The organism is Bacillus ndiopicus, assembly GCF_000612805.1.
In the GTDB taxonomy this organism is placed as follows: Bacteria; Bacillota; Bacilli; order Bacillales_A; family Planococcaceae; genus Metasolibacillus; species Metasolibacillus ndiopicus.
This window is the reverse complement of the sequence record NZ_HG964403.1, coordinates 523,688-543,964: the sequence shown is the minus strand read 5'-3', so window position 1 is coordinate 543,964 and position 20,277 is coordinate 523,688. Positions and strand designations below refer to the sequence as shown.

The 20,277-nt window shown below is 37.5% G+C and carries 14 protein-coding genes; 1 reads left to right on the top strand and 13 read right to left on the bottom strand.

The annotated features are described in order from the left end of the window. Positions 1–172: 172 nt before the first annotated feature. From TY13_RS02385 to TY13_RS02335, 11 genes are all read right to left on the bottom strand, one after another. Positions 173–793, bottom strand: coding sequence for a TVP38/TMEM64 family protein (locus TY13_RS02385; RefSeq protein ID WP_042471197.1), 621 nt, complete (start codon positions 791–793; stop codon positions 173–175). 531 nt (positions 794–1,324) lie between these two features. Next, a complete protein-coding gene (locus TY13_RS02380) occupies positions 1,325–2,494 on the bottom strand; it encodes a PDZ domain-containing protein (protein ID WP_154661520.1) in 1,170 nt (389 codons plus the stop codon). A gap of 300 nt (positions 2,495–2,794) precedes the next feature. Further along, the gene (locus tag TY13_RS02375; protein WP_042471190.1) at positions 2,795–4,216 is read right to left on the bottom strand and encodes a S41 family peptidase; all 1,422 of its coding nucleotides are present in this window, start codon (positions 4,214–4,216) and stop codon (positions 2,795–2,797) included. Between the two features lie 60 nt (positions 4,217–4,276). Beyond that, positions 4,277–4,840, bottom strand: a complete 564-nt coding sequence (locus TY13_RS02370; RefSeq protein ID WP_042471187.1) for a TlpA disulfide reductase family protein — start codon at positions 4,838–4,840, stop codon at positions 4,277–4,279. Positions 4,841–5,132: 292 nt separating this feature from the next. Further along, positions 5,133–6,386 carry a murein hydrolase activator EnvC family protein gene (locus TY13_RS02365; protein WP_042472352.1) on the bottom strand — a complete coding sequence of 418 codons (1,254 nt, stop codon included), beginning with the start codon at positions 6,384–6,386 and terminating at the stop codon, positions 5,133–5,135. A 156-nt stretch (positions 6,387–6,542) separates the two neighbouring features. Then, on the bottom strand, positions 6,543–7,439 hold the full coding sequence (gene ftsX / locus TY13_RS02360) for a permease-like cell division protein FtsX (protein ID WP_042472351.1): 897 nt from the start codon (positions 7,437–7,439) through the stop codon (positions 6,543–6,545). After that, positions 7,429–8,115, bottom strand: coding sequence for a cell division ATP-binding protein FtsE (ftsE, locus tag TY13_RS02355; RefSeq protein ID WP_042471184.1), 687 nt, complete (start codon positions 8,113–8,115; stop codon positions 7,429–7,431). The genes ftsX and ftsE overlap by 11 nt, the downstream gene beginning before the upstream one ends. A gap of 502 nt (positions 8,116–8,617) precedes the next feature. Continuing rightward, on the bottom strand, positions 8,618–9,817 hold the full coding sequence (locus TY13_RS02350; protein ID WP_042471182.1) for an SHOCT-like domain-containing protein: 1,200 nt from the start codon (positions 9,815–9,817) through the stop codon (positions 8,618–8,620). 287 nt (positions 9,818–10,104) lie between these two features. Further along, a complete protein-coding gene (gene uvrA / locus TY13_RS02345; RefSeq protein ID WP_042471179.1) occupies positions 10,105–12,972 on the bottom strand; it encodes an excinuclease ABC subunit UvrA in 2,868 nt (955 codons plus the stop codon). A gap of 6 nt (positions 12,973–12,978) precedes the next feature. Next, positions 12,979–14,961: an excinuclease ABC subunit UvrB gene (gene uvrB, locus TY13_RS02340; RefSeq protein WP_042471176.1), complete on the bottom strand. Its 1,983-nt coding sequence runs from the start codon at positions 14,959–14,961 to the stop codon at positions 12,979–12,981. Between the two features lie 317 nt (positions 14,962–15,278). Further along, the gene (locus tag TY13_RS02335) at positions 15,279–15,539 is read right to left on the bottom strand and encodes an IDEAL domain-containing protein (RefSeq protein ID WP_042471174.1); all 261 of its coding nucleotides are present in this window, start codon (positions 15,537–15,539) and stop codon (positions 15,279–15,281) included. A 327-nt stretch (positions 15,540–15,866) separates the two neighbouring features. Between TY13_RS02335 and TY13_RS02330 the strand changes: the two genes are divergently transcribed. After that, positions 15,867–16,358, top strand: coding sequence for a competence protein ComK (locus TY13_RS02330; RefSeq protein ID WP_042471171.1), 492 nt, complete (start codon positions 15,867–15,869; stop codon positions 16,356–16,358). A 179-nt stretch (positions 16,359–16,537) separates the two neighbouring features. Here TY13_RS02330 and prfB read toward each other — a convergent pair. Beyond that, positions 16,538–17,642 (bottom strand): peptide chain release factor 2 gene (gene prfB / locus TY13_RS02325; protein ID WP_154661518.1). Its coding sequence is split into 2 segments (ribosomal slippage): positions 16,538–17,569 and positions 17,571–17,642, totalling 1,104 coding nucleotides; the frame shifts between segments, so codons are not numbered across the junction. An 85-nt stretch (positions 17,643–17,727) separates the two neighbouring features. Continuing rightward, the gene (gene secA, locus TY13_RS02320) at positions 17,728–20,235 is read right to left on the bottom strand and encodes a preprotein translocase subunit SecA (RefSeq protein ID WP_042471166.1); all 2,508 of its coding nucleotides are present in this window, start codon (positions 20,233–20,235) and stop codon (positions 17,728–17,730) included. Between the last annotated feature and the right edge of the window lie 42 nt (positions 20,236–20,277).

Sequence of the window (20,277 nt, the reverse complement as noted above, 5' to 3'; positions counted from 1 at the left end):
TATTATATAACGGAACGCATGTTTCATCATAGACAATTACTTTTAGTCTTACTATAGTCCATATTTTGGTAGTTGTCCTGCATCTCTCCCTGTAAGGAGAATGTCTTTTGTATATGATGCTTTGGCGATAAATTTAAGATAAAAAAAGTAGCAATTTGTTATTGCTACTTTTTTAAGAATGGCTTTCCTTACTGACTGCTCGTAAATCACGTTCCACTCGTTTATTTAATTTATTTTCAACCCATTTTCCAATAATCCACAATAGGAAAATTCCTATTATAACCAGTGTTAGTTTTATTGGATCGGTTAAAATAGCGCGCAAATCGTAGCCCAATCCACCAGTAACAACAATCATAACAAACTTACCAATAAGTAGCGCTATTAAGTAGTAATATTTTCGAATATTCGATAGCCCTGCCACGATATTAATAATGACTGCTGGCGAAAATGGGAAACATAGCAGTACTAATATCGGGGCTAGTCCTTTCATATCCACCCATTTTATTAAGGTTTGCACACGTTTATTTAGTACAAATCTTTGCAATTTTGGATGCTTCCCAAATTTCCTTGATACTAAAAACAATCCGTAAGCACCAACGACAGCACCAATCCAAGAAATAGCTACCCCTATAACAATCCCATATGCATTAACATTCGCCACAACAATAACTACAAGTGGTAGTATGGGAATAAAAGCTTCAAGTGCAGTCAAAAAAACACCAAAAATCGGACCCAATAGATGGTATTGCTCTATTAAATTTTCCAAATTCGCTATTGTAAACCAATCTTTCATTGGTTATCACTCCTATATCAATTACGCCTTTGCTAACTCTAATCTAGATTTTTTGAACGAGTATAGAAAATACTTTTCGATATCTCTGATACCCACCGAATCAAGATAAAAAGTACCATTACTAGCTTATTTATTATATTAATTTTAACATATTAACTAACATTTAATTTTTAACATTATTCATCATTTTCCGCCGTCATTTTCTCAAATATATCATAAATATTTTACACAATTTAGACGTAAAACATACTGTAAAGTTGCGATTAATAATAGATACCAATATCTTGCACAAATTCGCTGTACTGAGCAAGCTTCCTATTCTTGCGTGCGAATTCCACGTTTTCACGTGCGAACAACAACTTTAGCCGCAGTATTTAATAATTTTCACTTTTATGTAATTTAATCCAAATGTATCGTCCCTCACTGTATGAGCAACTTTTCTTTTATATTTTCTATGCTAAAAAATGCTAAAAAACGCAAAAAGAGTGCTGCAAAAGCAGATAGACATCCGCTTTTCCTAGCACTCCCTTTTTAATTTACTAGCAATAAACCGATTTTATAATGATCATTACTGTGCACAACGTGTTGCGCTAAACGAACTTCATTTTGATGATTCAATATCTCTAAGCGACAGTGGGCAGCATTTACTTGTAGAGCCTCATATAATTCACTCTCAGTAAATACTTCCTTTCCATTCACTTTACGGATTACTTCACCAGCAACTAAACCCATCTTTTCAGCTGGCGAATTTGGCAATACTCCTGCAATAATTACGCCGCTAGATAAAGGAGCAACTGCATAGGCATCAGTACGTTCCTTGATTTTATAATAAAGGCTAATCAGTAAACGTAAAATAGCTGCACTTATTAATGTTATTACACCAATCAACGGCATGAAATACGAAGCCAATCCACCAATCAATACCAGCTGTGCCAAAATAAAAATAGATCGGCTATATTTTGGATAGAAATAAACGGGTAATGTTCGCTTTGTCATTTGCTGGAATCCAAAAACAAATGGGAAAAGTACAAAGGAAAACTTCCCAGCACCTAAAGTAAATTGTGGCCACCATGGTAAATAAGTAGAAATTGCCTCACCAGGGACAATGAAAAATAACGGTACTACCCAAATACTTTTACTTAAATATGTGACAGCGTTTCTGCCTCGCTTCGTTTGTTCCATTATTGGTGAAGCAAATTTAGGTCCTGCAATACGAATAAAGCGGGCTTCTAGTATTAATAGCATTCCAGCTATTAAAGTAACTGTTATTGCAGCACCATTCTCATAGGAAAAGCCTTCAAAAGTAAAATCCAACATAGTAAAGGTTTTATCGAAATAAGCCATTCCAGCAAGTACACTAAAACTGATTGCAAATGTTACAATCGGTGATAATAAATGGTACATAAAAGCAATAGTTGCTAATATGCTTATAGCTGTTAACAGTAATAAAAATTCACTCGGAATCACTAAACCAACTGCCAAAATAATGATGGATATGACAATGCTATCAATCCACCTTATTTTCAAAAAGCTCGTTAACTCTGACCAACCATTCAAAATTCGGATTTTAAAAAAACGACGCTCTCTTTTAACACGACGATAGCCAAGATAAACTGCAAAAAAAGCAGCAATATACAATAATGGATTCATAAAAAATCGTAAAAATGCCATTAATACTTCTAGAATGATATCTATATACACAACTTCACCTACCAAGCTTCATCTATTTCTATCAAACACGCCTCGGCTAACTCTAGTCCATATTTTTTTGAGTTGAATACCTAAAGCGGTCACTACACATGCTATTGGTTAACTGACCTACGTCGTGTAAGCCTCTTCTCAAAATCTGTGACTCCACCGAGGTCTTTATCTCTTAATTTCGGAATTCTTAGTTTATATTGTAGCAAAACACTATAGTATTGCGTAGCTTAAATTGTAGTGGGTAAAAGGTCATGCTTTAGCTGACAGTAAGGGAAAGAAACGTCCTACTGCTTACAGCTTTTACTTACGGCTATCTAGTTCATGTAATAAAAAGCTAATTGCCATTTCTAACTGTAAATCATGCTCTGGCTTTTCTTTATAAGACAGTGCCTCTTCTTGCAATGCTGTGAAGAAGTCTTCGTTCAATTCTTCCCCTGCTACCAGTTTGTGTCGTTTACGGAACTGTTGCACAACTTCTGCTGTTTCCTTATCAAAAAAACCATCTTGCCGTGCAACTGAATAACCAAGCTCATTTAATACATTTTGTACGTAAGCAATTTCTTCACTAAAATCACCCTGTTTGAAAGTACCGATTAACGGCATCATTTCCAGTGCAAAGAGTGGATGTTGCTTTACTTCTATATCTGGTAAAACTCCTTTACCATGAATCCATTCTTTTGTTGGCGTTAACCACTTATTCGTTGATAGCTTTACTTCGCCACCATTTTGTAGCTCCCAAGATTTTTGAACCGTACCCTTGCCAAAGCTAGTATTGCCAATAATAGTTGCACGTTCCCATGCTTGCAATGCAGCAGCAAATACTTCACTCGCCGAAGCACTACCTTCATTTTGTAAAATGACAATCGGCTTTGTTAATGCTTCAATTTGCTCAGGTTTTGTTGCAAGGGGCTCTAGCGCTCCCACATTGTTTTGCATATAAGCAAAAATGCGCTCTCGATTTTCAAGCGTACTTATAATTTCAGCAACACTATGCAAATAACCTCCAGGATTATCACGCACATCAATAATCCAGCCTTCAACGTTTTTCTTTGCTACTTCAGCAATTGCATTTTTCCACTCTTCTGCTGTTTTTTCTCCAAACATGCTAAGTGATAAATAACCAAAAGATTCCTCTGCACGTTCAATAACAGTAGCTTCCACTGTTTCATTTTTCAATGCTGCTCTTTCAATCGTTAGCTTAATATGACGCTCTGCTTGTGGTCTGTATAAGACTAGTGTCACTTTTTGACCAATCTTGCCTTGCATTAAACGCATTACATCTCCCATCGTTTTACCGTCAAGGCGCTCCTCATCAATTTGTACAATCTCATCTAACGGACGTACACCAGCTTTCTCAGCAGGGGAGTCTTTAACAGGTGAAACGATGACAAATTTACCATGCGTTTCAGCTAGCTCGACACCGATACCGACTCGTTCGCTTGCAAGTGACTGTCTATGTATCGCAGCCTCCTGTCCGCTATAATACGTGCTATACGGATCTTTAATTGCTGACGCCATGCCGCGCAATGCCCCTTCAACTAAGACATTCGACGCTGTATCATAAACAGATTGCTGCGAAATAATTGTATACAATTCATCAACAACCGCTAACTCCTCTGTCGGCGCCTTTTTAGCAAATAAAAAATCATTGTTCCATAAAAACAAACTACCCCCAACAATAGCAACGACACAAAATAATAAAACAATTCGGCTTTTGCGCATCTACTAACCTCCTACTAAACAAATTATGAATACTAGAAGGAAATGATACGTACCATTGTTTTATTTTAATTTCGATGCATATTGTTGTAGCATCTCTAAATCAAGTGGTCCTGTAATTTGATATTGGATGCGACCTTCTGAATCAACCATAAAAGTTGTAGGATATGCCATAGTTTTATACGTTTCTGTAATATCTTTTGATTCAGCGAGTAAAACTGGAAATTGCACATCAAGTCCTTTGACAAATTGCTGGATTTGCTTATGTGAACCATCCTGATATGTTAAATTAATTGCTAAAATTTCAACGTTATCTATAGCTGCATGCTTTTTATAATAATTTTGCATGTGTGGCATTTCCACTTTACAGGGCGGACACCAAGTTGCCCAAAAATTAATCATCACTTTTTTTCCTCGATAGTCTGCTAATGACACTGTTTGTCCATCAAGTGTTTGCAGTGTAAAATTAGGAGCAAATTGCCCTTTATCTAAGCCGACTAGTTCAACTTCTTGTCCAATTGCTGCCTCAGCAATCTTTTGATTATCTTCAATTTGCCTTTTTATATAAGTCACTAAAGCAATTGTTATTAATAGAAAAACAAGCAGCAAACTTATAGTTTTTTTCATCAAATCCCTCCTTGTCAATTACGCCTCATCTTACTTTGGTCCAGATGATTTTTCGAAGCACTGTCCATTTAGAGAAGTACTTACATTTTTTAAAAGTTTGAAAACACTGAACTTCTGCAATGATATAAAATCTATTTTGTTGGTTAAGCGCTTTTTAATAATTTATCAGTGGTTTTTAATATATTTGCGACTTCTCTTTTATACCTGCGATTTCCAAAATTAAGATAGGGCTGTCGAGAAAGATAAAACTTCCTCGGCAGCCCCTTTTCTCGTCCTATGCTCTTCAATTAAATCATAGTGGAATATAGCGTAAAGGGTTTACTGAGCCTACGCTTTGTCCTCGCCAAGGTCCAATATGGATTTCGAAATGCAGATGTGGTCCTGTGGAACGACCTGTACTGCCCATCGAAGCAATTCTTTGACCTTTACTTACCGTCTCACCTACACCCACGTTAAACCCACTTAAATGTGCATACACCGTTGTAAAAATCTGCCCATCAATAGAGTGTGTTAAAATAACAACGTTGCCGTATGTAGACAGTGGACCAGCATACGAAACAACGCCATCTGTCGCCGCAACAACTGGTGTTCCGGATGCATTTGCTAAATCAACACCATAGTGGAATTCTGTACCAAAACCAATATTACGCCAGCCATAGCCAGATGTTAAACGACCATTTGTAGGCTTTGTCCAAGTTCCCGATGATACAACTGGAATATTATTATTTGCCATTTCACGTCGACGTTGTAATTCTTGCTGACGAGCAATTTCAGCAAGGCGATTTTGTTCTGCGATAATTTGCTTCTGTAAGTCCTCACTTACTTGCAGGGCCTCTGAATACTCTGCTTCTAATAAACGTTTTTCTTTTTTCAGCTTCTCTTGCTCTCGCTCAAGTTCATCAATTAATTTATTTTTATCCTTTTTCTGAGTATCTAAAGAAGCTCGCAAGCGTTCAAGTTGAGCTTGATTTTCTTCTAATTTCTTCTTTTTATTTTCTAAAATAAGCTTTTGTTCTTCTAAACTATCAATATCTCGCTTTTGATCGCGCATAATTTGTCGATCTGCTTCCATTAATGTACTAACAGCAGAAAAACGGTCAATAAAATCGACAAAGCTATTTGCTCCAAGTAGCACGTCCAAATAAGAGACAGCACCATTAGCCTGAATTGCGCGCATGCGTTCACGCAACAATTCATCACGCTGTGCAATTTTTTGTTCAAGTTCTGCAATCGCTGCCTCAAGCTCTGCAATTTCCTGATTCGCTACTTTAATATCTGCTACAACTGCATCAATTTCATCATTCGTTTGCACAATTTTTTGGTCAAGCGCTTCAATTTGCGCTAGTATTTCCTGCTGTCTATTTTCGTTAGATTTAATTTCAGATTTTGTTTCATTAATGGAGTTTGTTATATCCGTTTTCTGCTTTTCTACTTCATTTTTTTTGCCTTTTAAGTCATTCAACGTATTTGCTGAAACTGCTGGCATTTGTACGATAAGCAATAACACTAAAATGACTGATAGCCATTTAAATGACGTTGACTTCAACACGATAAACTCCCTTCAAAATTAAATTCATCAATTATGCCTCAGCTAACGCTTGTCCAGATTTTTTCTGAACTTGCTCAAGGCTTTATGGACAATACAACAATCGTTACACAATGTTCTCAGACAAAATTCAACTCTTACTCTCCTAAGCCAAATTTAAACCTTTAAAAATTTACGCACAGACATAAAGCTGCCCCATACGCCAATCAGAATACCAATTGTGATAATTAAGCCATTTACTTGATAAAGTAAAGGAGTATTAGGCAGAATTTGTAGCATTTGTCCTTTTAAACGTGGCAATAAAATTTGATAAATATTGTAATATGCAACTGATACAGCAACCATCGGAATGATTGAGCCTAAAATACCAAGCCACATACCTTCTAAAACAAATGGAATACGCACAAATGAATTCGTCGCACCAACAAGCTTCATAATTTCAATCTCATCTCTTCGTGCAACAATTGTAATGCGAATCGTATTTGAAATTAAAAACATTGCTGTGAAAAGTAGTCCTAAAATTAATACTAAACCTACATTTCTACTAATTTTAATAAAGTTGAATAGTTTCTCTACTTTTCCTTCACCATACTTCACTTCATATGTATTGTCGAACTTATCAATTGCTTTGGCTACATTTGCCGTTTCGTGTGGATCGACAGCCTTTACATATAAAACATTATGCAATGGGTTATTTTGCTCATATAAGCTTAGCTCTTCTCCAAAATCTTTTATAAGCTTATCCAACTCTTGCTCTTTTGAAGAGTAAATAACTTCAGCTACTTCAGGTAAGCTATGAATTTCATCCACAAGCTGATCTTCTGCCATCTTCGCTTCTTCTGCATCTGCGATAAGATCAATATATACACGTATTTCCACATCATTTTCTAGATCCGTTGCTACTTTATTTAAGTTCATCATTATAACGGCAAAAACACCAACAAGTAGCAATGTTACAGTTACCGCACTAACTGAAGCAAATGTCATCCAACCATTACGCCCTAAGGATTTGAAGCTTTCACGGAAATGTCGGCGAATTGTTCTACCCTTCATAGCCATAATCACCTCCGTACTCATCACGGGCAATCATGCCGCCTTCAATCGCAATAACACGTCGGCGAATCGTATTAACAATTTCCCGATTATGTGTCGCCATTACAATCGTTGTACCACGCGCATTAATCTCTTCAAAAATATTCATAATCTCCCATGACGTTTCAGGGTCTAAATTTCCTGTAGGCTCATCTGCAATAACTACTTTCGGCATGTTAACAATAGAGCGAGCAATTGCTACACGCTGCTGCTCACCACCAGATAACTCACTAGGTAACATACGCACTTTATGCTTTAAGCCAACGAGCTCTAAGACTTCTAGTACGCGCTGTCGAATTTTTTTCGGTTGTTCTTCAATAACTTCCATCGCAAACGCTACATTTTCATACACTGTTAACCGCGGCAATAGCTTAAAGTCTTGAAAGACAATCCCTAGCTGTCTACGCATTTTCGGGATGCGGCTTTGCTTTAAAGTCGTTAAATTTATGCCATTTACTATTACATCACCAGAAGTTGCTTTTTCTTCACGATACATTAACTTTATAAATGTAGACTTACCTGCACCACTTGGACCAACAACATAAACGAATTCACCTTGTCTTATATCAATAGTGATACCATTAGTAGCTACTACACCATTTGGATATTTTTTTATAACGTTGTTCATTTGAATCATTTTTTACCACCTAAATTTCGTCATGTCACAAGTTGACAATTTTTTCACTCTTCCTCATTATAACATTGTCTAGGCTTCTTGTTATTACATTTTCATGTCAATATAGATTGAATTTCACACGGCAAAAGCCGTAGCTAATAAAAACATTTGGTCAAACAGGCCTTCACCACTTATATAGCGATAGTCCATGTTAAATATTTGTGATTAATATTACAAAATATTTCAATTTAGCTTTAAAATTAATATCAACTGTCTTACTCTTATTGTTTAAAATTAAAATTTTTAGTGTAAATTGCTCGCAGCTTGCTCTAATTTAATTGTGTTTTAAGCTAATAAAGTGTCCAGAAAATCGAAATCGCCTTTGATTTAAAGTAAGGATTAGCTCTAGTGATTCATTTTAAAAAATGCTTACATTTGTTAACATTTCAATCCAATAGTAAAAGGTTGCCCGAAAAGCGGCACGTCAGCCTGCTTTTCGGACAACCCAAGAGTTTAACTTTTTTTAATTACTATGGTAGCGGACGATAACTGAACCTGTGCGCGTTTCGCCTACTAATTTTAAAACTGGCGCTCCTTCAACTACTTTGCTAAAATGTGCTGTTTTCAGTAAAAATTGATCTTCGCTTGTGCTAACAGCTACATCTGGTAACCCAACATCTGTTTTCCCGAAGTTTGTCGTAACTCGTCCATCTAACGCTAAGTGTTTTGGCACATATAACTCAACTGTACCAGCTACAGCAGAGCCTTTCAATTTACGGGCTTTGTCAGAGCTTGTTGTTAATGTAACAGCTCCGCTGACAGATTCAGCTTCAATTTCTTGAATATCACCGTCGATATAAATGCGACCATTTACTGACTCAGCCTCTAAATCTTCACCCTTTACTAAACGAGCTTCAATCATGCCATTGCCAGAATTTAAATCTGCACGTTGGAATTCCACATTTTCAATGCGAATTGCTCCATTGTACGTTTTCAATTTTAATAAAGTAGATTGAATATCACTAGCAGTAACGCTACCATTTAACAAACGAACGATTAAAATATCATAATGTTTCTCTGGCACATGTATACGCAAATCAACTGAAGACATTTTTGCTGCTGTTGCAATCGTCAGCTTGCCATCATGCAATGTAATAAAGTCATTTGTAAACTTAGCAATAGTTTGCTCTTCATTATTATCTGATTTCGTTACTTTTACGTTTGCTTCTACAAGTACTTTATTATCTGTTGCTTTTTCAATCGTCAATTTACCACTTGGTAAATCCACTTCGAAACCTTTTATTTCATCTGCATCATATACATATGTTTTATTAAATTCTACTTTTTCGCCAAACGGAAATTCAAAATCGAATTCCTTTACCTTTGAAAAGGCTCCATTCATTAGACCCATCATACGATTGCTAAATTGGGATAAATCTTCTTTTAAATCATTCATAAATTCATTCATTTTGTGATTTGCTTCTTTATCATTGAATGCTTTATTAAATAGGTCTTCAAAACCTGTTGATTTACGCTTTTCTGTTTCTTCAACTTTACTAAAGTCGTCGTTTGTAGTTTGTTGTTCCTCTACTTTAGGTGCAATTGGTGTTGTCGCTTGTACAGGTTCACCTTTCCCTAATGCTTCTAATAATACAATGGCCTCTTCTGCTGAAATTGTTCCGCTTTCAACTAATTTTAAAATACGTTGACGTTCGTTTTGCATATTAAAAAGCCTCCCTTTGGTTTGTATACTAAGTAATACGACAAGGGAGGAAAAAGGTTTCAATTTTTTTAATCAATTACGTCAAGGCGTAATTGCGTCTGGATTCGATTTGAAGCTTGCCGTTGTTTGGATACTCGCTGAACTAGGCATAGTAAACACATTAATCTTATTACCTATAGAGATGAAAGACTTCTGCAAGTAGAAGTCAAATAATGTACTAGTATATTTTCGCCATTAGGATACCGCAAATTTAAACAATTTTTCAAAATCGCTTAAATTTGCGTACTTTATGATTTAGTTAGTGCCTCAATTTGCTGTGTCATACGTTTACGATCGCGCTCTATAATTGGCTTTAAATAGTGCCCTGTATGGCTGGCTTCATGAGCACAAATTTCCTCTGGTGTACCCGTTGCAACAATTGTACCGCCTTTGTCGCCACCTTCTGGCCCTAAGTCAATCATATAATCCGCCGTTTTAATAACATCTAAATTATGCTCAATAACTAGCACTGTATCACCATTATCAACAAGTCGTTGTAACACAACTAGTAAACGAGCTATATCGTCTGCATGTAAGCCTGTCGTTGGCTCATCTAAAATATAAAATGACTTACCTGTTGAACGTCGATGCAGTTCTGATGCTAGCTTCACGCGCTGTGCTTCACCGCCAGATAAGGTAGTTGCAGGCTGACCAAGTTTCATATAGCCTAAACCGACATCGACAATCGTTTGTAGCTTGCGATGAATCTTTGGAATGTTCTCGAAAAAGACTACCGCATCCTCAATTGTCATCTCAAGCACTTCCGCAATATTTTTATCTTTATACTTCACTTCTAGCGTTTCGCGATTGTAGCGCTTACCATGACATACCTCACAAGGCACGTATACATCTGGCAAGAAGTGCATTTCAATTTTAATAATGCCATCACCACGGCAAGCCTCACAGCGACCTCCTTTTACGTTAAAGCTAAAGCGCCCTTTTTTATAGCCACGTACCTTCGCCTCATTTGTTACTGCAAAAACATCACGTATATCATCAAAAACACCTGTATATGTCGCAGGGTTTGAACGTGGTGTGCGCCCAATTGGTGACTGGTCAATATCAATTACCTTTTCTAGCTGCTCGATGCCATCCACTGATTTATGTGCACCAGGCTTTACCTTTGAACGGTTCAATTTAGCAGCAAGTGATTTATATAATATCTCATTGATAAGCGTTGATTTACCAGAGCCTGACACGCCTGTTACAGCGATAAACACACCAAGTGGAATATCGACGTTCACTTTCTTTAAATTATTCTCCGTCGCACCTTTAATAACGAGCTTGCGACCATCTGGCTTACGGCGTTCTACAGGAAGCGGAATAAATTTCCTTCCACTTAAGTACTGCCCTGTCAATGAAGATTCGTTATCCATAACTTCTGCTGGTGTCCCTTGTGCAACAATTTGACCACCATGCACACCAGCTCCTGGTCCAACATCAATAATATAATCTGCTGCTAACATTGTATCTTCATCATGCTCTACAACAATTAGCGTATTTCCCAAATCTCTCATACTTTGCAACGTTGTAATTAAACGGTCATTGTCCCGCTGATGTAGGCCAATCGAAGGCTCGTCCAAAATATAAAGCACACCTGTTAAACGAGAGCCAATTTGTGTTGCTAAGCGAATGCGCTGTGCCTCACCACCAGATAAAGTACCCGCCGCACGTGATAATGTTAAATAATCAAGACCAACATTCACTAAAAAGCCTAATCGCTCATGAATTTCACGTAAAATTAAGCGAGCGATTTTCAGGTCCTTATCTGACAATTTCAAACCATCAAAGAAAGCATTTGCTTCTGAAATAGAAAACTTTGTTACTTCACCAATATGTTTTTCGTTTAACTTCACCGCTAGCGTTTCTGGCTTCAAGCGATAACCTTTACAAGCAGGACATGGCTGCTCCGCCATGTACTTTTCCATCTGCTCACGCACATAGTCAGAAGAGGTATCACGGAAACGGCGCTCTACATTATTCAATACACCTTCAAACTCGACTAATTGGCTACGCTTATGACCAAATTCATTTTCATAGTTAAATTGAATTTTTTCTTTACCAGAACCTTTTAGCACCTTGTCCATTTGTGCTTTCGGTATATCTTTAATCGGCACATCCATTGGAATACCATAATGATCACATACTGCTTTTAATAATTGCGGATAGTATTGCGAACTTGTTGGCTCCCACGGTGCAATCGCGTGCTCAAGTAACGTTTTATCCCAATTTGGTACGACTAAATCTAAGTCAACCTCGCGCTTCATGCCTAACCCATCACAAGATGTACATGCACCGAACGGGCTATTAAACGAGAACATACGTGGCTCTAGCTCCCCGATAGAAAAGCCACATTGCGGACAGGCATGATGTTCGCTGAATAGCAGTTCCTCATGCTCCATTACATCTACAAGTACGCGCCCTTCTGCCAAACGCAATGCCGCTTCTAATGAATCGCTTAAGCGTGCAGCAATGCCCTCCTTCATAACAACACGGTCAACGACCACTTCAATCGTATGCTTTTTATTTTTATCTAACTCAATGTTATCGTCTAAATCACGTAGCTCTCCATCAATGCGTACACGCACATAGCCCTGCTTTTTCAAGTCCTCTAATAGCTTTACATGCGTTCCTTTACGCCCTTCAATCATTGGTGCAAGTAGCTGCATTTTCGTGCGTTCAGGATATTCCATTAAACGGTCCACCATTTGCTCAACAGTTTGTGATGTAATTGGGGTACCATGCGTTGGACAAATAGGCTTACCAATACGCGCAAATAATAGTCGCAAATAATCATAAATTTCCGTTACCGTTCCGACAGTAGAACGCGGATTACGGCTCGTAGTTTTTTGATCAATTGAAATAGCCGGCGATAAGCCCTCGATTGTATCAACATCTGGCTTATCCATTTGCCCTAAAAATTGACGAGCATAGGCAGACAAGGATTCAACATAGCGACGCTGACCTTCAGCATAAATTGTATCAAATGCTAATGAAGATTTTCCTGAACCAGATAGTCCTGTCAATACAACTAGCTGATCGCGTGGAATTGTCACATCAATGTTTTTTAAATTATGTGCACGGGCACCTTGTACAACGATTTCTGTATTTTTCAAGTGGAATCACCTTTCTGCCTTTAATTCAAAGATTGTATCTCGAAGCTCTGCTGCTCGTTCAAAATCAAGCGCTTTCGATGCTTCCTTCATCTCTGTTTCCAGTGATGTAATCAATTTATCAATTTCAGCCTTCGTTAATTTTTTCCCTTTTGTCACTTTCGTTACGTATGTTTCTTCTTCCTCCGCTACTTGAGTTGCACGGATAACATCAGGAATTTTTTTGATAATCGTCTTCGGTGTAATGCCATGTTTCTCATTATAATCCATTTGAATCGAGCGGCGGCGACTTGTTTCGTCAAGAGCTTTTTGCATCGAGTCTGTTATTTTATCTGCGTACATTATAACGTGCCCATTTGCATTACGTGCAGCACGCCCAATCGTTTGAATCAATGAACGCTCGGAGCGGAGGAAGCCCTCTTTATCAGCATCTAAAATAGCAACAAGCGATACTTCAGGAATATCAAGCCCTTCTCGTAATAAGTTAATACCTACCAACACGTCATATGTTCCCTTGCGTAGCTCACGAATAATTTCGATGCGCTCTAGCGTCTTAATTTCAGAATGCAAATACTCTACCTTCAAACCAGCTTCCTTCAAATAAGAAGTTAAATCCTCCGACATTTTTTTCGTCAATGTCGTTACAAGCACTCGCTCATTGCGTTCAATACGCTGGTGAATTTCGTCAATTAAATCATCAATTTGCCCTTCAATCGGACGCACATCAATTAGTGGGTCGAGCAAACCTGTCGGACGAATAATTTGCTCAACCATTTCTGGTGTATGCTCTAGCTCATACGGACCTGGCGTCGCTGAAACATAAATTGCCTGACTAATTTTTGAATCAAATTCGTCAAACTTCAGAGGTCGATTGTCCAAGGCTGATGGTAAACGGAAACCATGCTCTACCAAGACCGATTTCCTCGCTTGGTCACCATTATACATTCCACGCACCTGTGGCAATGTTACGTGGCTTTCATCAACAACGAGTAAAAAATCTTCTGGGAAATAATCTATCAATGTATATGGCGTTGCACCAGATTCACGCAATGTTAGATGGCGTGAATAGTTCTCAATACCAGAACAAAAGCCCATTTCCTTCATCATTTCTAAATCATAATTTGTACGTTGTTCTAGACGCTGTGCCTCTAACAATTTATCCTCAGCGCGGAATTTCGTTAACTGTTCATCAAGCTCAATCTCAATATTTTTTATTGCTTTAAGCATTTTTTCTTCACGTGTAACGAAGTGAGATGCTGGGAAAATCGCTACATGCTCACGCTCTGCTAAAATTTCACCAGTCAATGCATCAACTTCTCGAATACGATCAATTTCATCTCCAAAAAACTCCACACGAATACAATGCTCATCACGGGATGCTGGAAAAATTTCGACTACATCTCCACGCACACGAAAAGTTCCACGAATAAAATTGATATCGTTGCGCTCATATTGCACATCAACAAGGCGACGAAGCAGCTCATTGCGTTCTATTTCCATTCCTGTTCGAATAGAAACAACCATTTCTCGATATTCCTCAGGTGAACCTAAGCCATAAATACAAGATACAGAAGCGATAATAATGACATCATTACGTTCAAATAGCGCAGATGTTGCTGAATGTCGCAGCTTATCAATTTCATCGTTAATACTTGAATCCTTTTCGATATACGTATCAGTTTGCGGTACATACGCTTCTGGTTGATAGTAATCATAATAACTAACAAAATATTCCACTGCATTATTCGGGAAAAATTCCTTAAATTCACTATATAACTGACCTGCTAATGTTTTATTATGTGCCATTACAAGTGTAGGCTTATTTATTTCCTTAATTACATTTGAAATTGTAAATGTTTTTCCTGTACCTGTTGCACCTAATAACGTTTGGTGGCGCTTCCCCTCCCTAACACCTTTAACAAGTTCCTGAATAGCACTTGGTTGATCACCGCTTGGTTTATAGGTCGATTGTAATTCGAAAGTTTCCGTCATGCTTTTTCGTCCCTTCTTGCCAATCTAGTTAGTTGTATTTTAACATATTCATTTTCAAATATCGACAATTAAGCGAACATATATTCTTTAACCTTTAAAAATCATTTCGTTTTATAAAAATTGTAGAATCAATGCGTTGATTTGCCTTTACTTCAATGTGGCTTCAGCGAACTTATTTCGGCTGAATAACATAGCTAATACTCCTGCTGTACTGTATCTAGCTTTAATTTTTTGTCTTAAATGCAAACAAAAACAGCATGTTAGATTTTCAATTTTCTAACATGCTGCCTTATTTGTGTTGCAATCCTTTAAGTGATTCACATAAAGGCAATGCTTTCTTCATTTGGTTGTTCCTCCAACTCACATAATTCATTTGTATAAAGATAAAAATCTTGTTCATTCCTTTCATCTAACGCTACATCGATTAACTCTTTTAATTTCTCAATTCTTTGTAATCTTTGCAGTCTACTTAAGAATAAGTCCAGATAAATGTCACTCAACAATTGTTCGCATTGATTTTTAATACCTTGCTGACCTACCGTGCGTAAAAACTCAGTGTATGAATAGAATTTATCCATGTTAATCACCTCGATGCTCTTTTTTCTATTATATAGAACATAAAATTAATTTGCAATATTTTCTGATAATTATATATTTTCCGATTATGATTATAGTTGATTATATTAACTTTCATGTATTATAATGGATAATATAGAGGTTATATGGAATGTTCCATCTTTATTACAGTGGCAGCTACTGATACTAAGGATTCACATAGTGAAACAAATGTTTATTTGGCAGTTTATGTCACAATATTTAATTTAGAAGGTCTACATAATGTAGATTAGTACAAAAAATCTAAACTAAAGTTAATCAAGGCATAATTGATTGGAGGAGATTTTAATTTGAATACAGACATCAAACATTTAAAGTCTTACTATATTACAAATGCAACTTATTTACTTTTGCCAATTAAAAAAGACAAGCTGTTACATACACTCGTCTATGATAAAACTGGTTGTCTATATGTTTCTCAAAGTCCTATAAAAATAGTTCGCGCCTCTTGCAGGCAAATGGGAAGTAGCTATCAATCTGCTACAGATCTTTCCAAACAGTGCCTCGGCGCAAATAAACATAAACTTCCCATTGTTGTCGCAGTCAACTACGGAGATCCTTGCGTAATATTCCCTTTAATGTCTCCAAAATCCCCTTTAAACGTATGGGTATCGTTTAACTCCTTAATTAATATCCAAGATCAAGAAGGTCAAATTAACGTCACATTCAAAAATTTTTTAGATTCCAAATTAGATATTCAATATACATCATTTTGTAAACAATATGTCAGTGCAGCGATGTTACATAAACATCTAACATCTAAATGGACACATTTTTCTTAATTCATCATTGCGAAAACGAAGTCGTAAGCATAGGTTGAGTTAAAGTGTAAGTGATTTAAATTTTTTATAGAATCATTCCTATATCCTCTAAACTAAAAAAGCCTTCGTATACCTTTTTAGCATACGAGGGCCTTAATATTTTATACTATGTGTAGCCTTCTTTATGCTCTCACAATATTTTATTTTGCAATACGCGAACGTAAATATGCATTGATAAACGCATCAATATCGCCATCCATTACTGCGCTAACGTTTCCTGTTTCTTCGTTTGTGCGATGGTCCTTTACCATTGAATACGGGTGGAATACATAAGATCGAATTTGTGAGCCCCAGCCAATTTCCTTTTGCTCACCACGAATTTCATCAAGTTGTGCTTGTTGCTTCTCAATTTCTAATTGATATAGCTTTGCCTTTAACATTTGCATCGCTTTCTCACGGTTTTTAATTTGCGAGCGCTCTGCCTGACATTGCACCACGACACCAGTTGGCGTATGTGTGATACGAACAGCAGAATCTGTTGTATTAATATGCTGTCCACCAGCACCAGTTGCACGATACGTATCAACTTTTAAATCTTCTGTACGCACTTCAATTTCAATATCATCATTAAACTCTGGCATTACTTCACACGATACAAACGATGTATGACGGCGACCAGAAGAATCGAATGGTGAAATACGCACAAGACGATGCACACCTTTTTCCGATTTCAAATAGCCATACGCATTATGACCCGTAATCGAAAGTGTAACAGATTTAATGCCCGCTTCATCACCAGGTAAATAATCAATCGTTGATACTTTGAAGCCGCGCTTCTCTGCCCAGCGTGTGTACATACGAAGTAGCATTGAGCCCCAGTCCTGCGATTCCGTACCACCTGCACCTGGATGCAACTCTAAAATGGCATTATTTTTATCATATTGATCGGATAGTAGCATTTGTAATTCAAAATTCTCCATCTTCTCTTTAAATTGCTCTAGTTCACTTTCTAGCTCCATTTGTAATTCTTCATCAGGCTCTTCACGTAAAAGCTCTAATGTCATTTCTAAATTCTCATGCGTTGAAAGTAAATCATTGTATTCGTTAACAATTGCTTTAATACCATTTGCTTCATTAATAACGCCTTGCGCTGCCTGCTGGTCATTCCAAAAATCAGGCATCAACATTAATTCATCTAGCTCTTGGATACGTGCCTCTTTGTTTTCTAAGTCAAAGAGACCCCCTAAAATCAGCTAATTTCCCAGCCGTATTTTCTAATATATTTCTTGCTTCTGCTAATTCAATCATTTCAATTCCTCCGTTAATTTCCCTCTATAGGAAGTAAGAAAGGAAATCGGTAGCAATGCCCCGACTTCCATTCTTCATTTGTCTAGTTCACAACTCCATGACAATTTTTATACTTTTTACCGCTACCACATGGACAAGGTTCATTACGTCCAATGTTTTCAACTTTACGAACAGGTGCTTTTTTCTTCGGTGCTGCCTCCTCTTTCGGGTCGATAGCTTGCCCTTTTGCTACCTCTTCACGCTGTAAATTGTTCCGAATTTCAGCTTTCATTGCATACTTGGCAACATCCTCACGCACAGCCGCGACCATATCCTCGAACATGGCAAAGCCTTCTTGTTGATATTCGCGTAAAGGGTCTGTTTGACCATACGCACGCAAGTGAATTCCTTGACGCAATTGATCCATCGCATCAATATGGTCAATCCATTTCGTATCAATTGATCGAAGCAAAATAACCTTTTCAAACTCGCGCATGCGCTCAGGTGTTAACTGCTCTTCTTTTTCGTTATAACGCTCTTGTACAGCAGCATAAATTACTTCAACTATAGCTTCTGGCGTTTTTCCTTGGAAATCGCTCACAGTAACTTTACCTTCATCAAGTAAATTTGCTGCAATATAATCTTCAAGCGGCTCCAACTTCCAATCTTTTTCTTCGCCTTGCGTATGAACTGCTACTGCATTTTCAATAGCTTCTCGAATCATTGATTCAACAAGCTCACGCATATTTTCAGATTCAATAACATCTTGACGTTCGTTATATATAACCTCACGTTGTTGGCGCAATACATCATCGTATTGTAATAATCGCTTACGTGCATCAAAGTTATTACCTTCAACGCGTTTTTGCGCTGATTCTACCGCTCTTGATACAATTTTCGATTGGATTGGCTGTGAATCATCCATCCCAAGTCTTGTCATCATTGATTTCATATTTTCTGAACCAAAACGACGCATTAAATCATCTTCTAAAGATAAGTAGAATTGTGTCACACCTGGATTACCTTGACGTCCAGAACGTCCACGTAACTGATTATCGATACGGCGTGATTCATGACGCTCCGTACCAATAACTGCTAAACCACCAAGCTCAAGTACACCTTCACCAGGCTTAATATCCGTACCACGACCAGCCATGTTCGTGGCAATCGTTACAACACCTTTTTTACCAGCATCTGCGATAATTTCTGCCTCACGCTCATGGTTTTTCGCGTTTAAAACATTATGCGGAATTTTATGCTTTGTTAATAGTGTAGAAATAATTTCTGACGTTTCAATTGCAACAGTACCTACTAAAACAGGTTGACCTGCTCTATAACGCTCTGCGATGTCTGCCGCTACCGCCTCGAATTTCCCTTTCATTGATGCGTATACTAAATCCGGTCGGTCATCACGCGCAATTGGCTTATTTGTAGGAATAACAACAACATCCATATTATAAATGTTGCGGAATTCCTCTTCTTCCGTCTTCGCCGTACCAGTCATACCAGCAAGCTTTTGATACATACGGAAATAGTTTTGGAACGTAATCGTTGCCATTGTCATTGATTCATTTTGAATTTCTAGACCTTCTTTCGCTTCAATCGCTTGGTGTAAGCCATCTGAATAGCGGCGTCCCTTCATTAAACGACCTGTGAAGCCATCGACGATTACAACTTCTCCTTCTTGTACAACATAATCAACATCAATATGCATTGATACATGCGCCTTTAAAGATTGGTTAATTGCATGATTTAAACGGACATGTGTTAAATCGAATAAGTTATCGATACCGAATGCACGTTCAGCTTTTTCAATTCCACTTTCAGTTAATGTTACACCCTTTGTTGACTCATCATAGTTAAAGTCTTCTTCAGCCTTTAGCATACGTACAAAAGCATTTGATTGTACATAAAGCTGCGCTGTCTTCCCAGCCTGTCCCGAAATAATTAATGGAGTTCGCGCTTCGTCAATTAAAATTGAGTCCACCTCATCAATCACAGCATAATGTAATGGACGCTGAACACGCTCCTCTTTATAAAGCACCATATTATCACGTAAATAGTCAAAGCCTAGCTCGTTGTTTGTGGAATACGTAATATCAGCTGCATAAGCCTCTCGTTTTTCTTCTTTTGATAAGCTATTTAAATTTAAACCAACTGTCAAGCCTAACCATGTGAATAGCTCGCCCATCTCAGCTGCATCACGACTAGCTAAATATTCGTTTACTGTAACAACATGAACGCCTTTACCAGTTAATGCATTTAAATAAACGGCTAATGTAGAAGTTAAAGTTTTACCTTCCCCGGTTTTCATTTCTGCGATATTACCATCGTTTAATGCAGCAGCACCCATAATTTGCACACGGAATGGATACATGCCTAAGACACGACGGGCCGCCTCACGCACAACTGCAAACGCTTCTGGCAATAAATCCTCCTGCGTTTCACCTTTTAGGAAGCGCAATTTAAATTCTTCCGTTTTCGCCTTTAATGCATCATCAGATAATGCTTCCATTTGACTAGCTAATGCTTCAACAGCATCCGCCTTTTTCTCTAAACGTTTTAATTCCTTTTTATTAAAGTCAAACATTTTATTTAATATATTTAACATTTGTTTTCACTTCCTGTATTTTCTCTAAGCTTCATTTTAGCA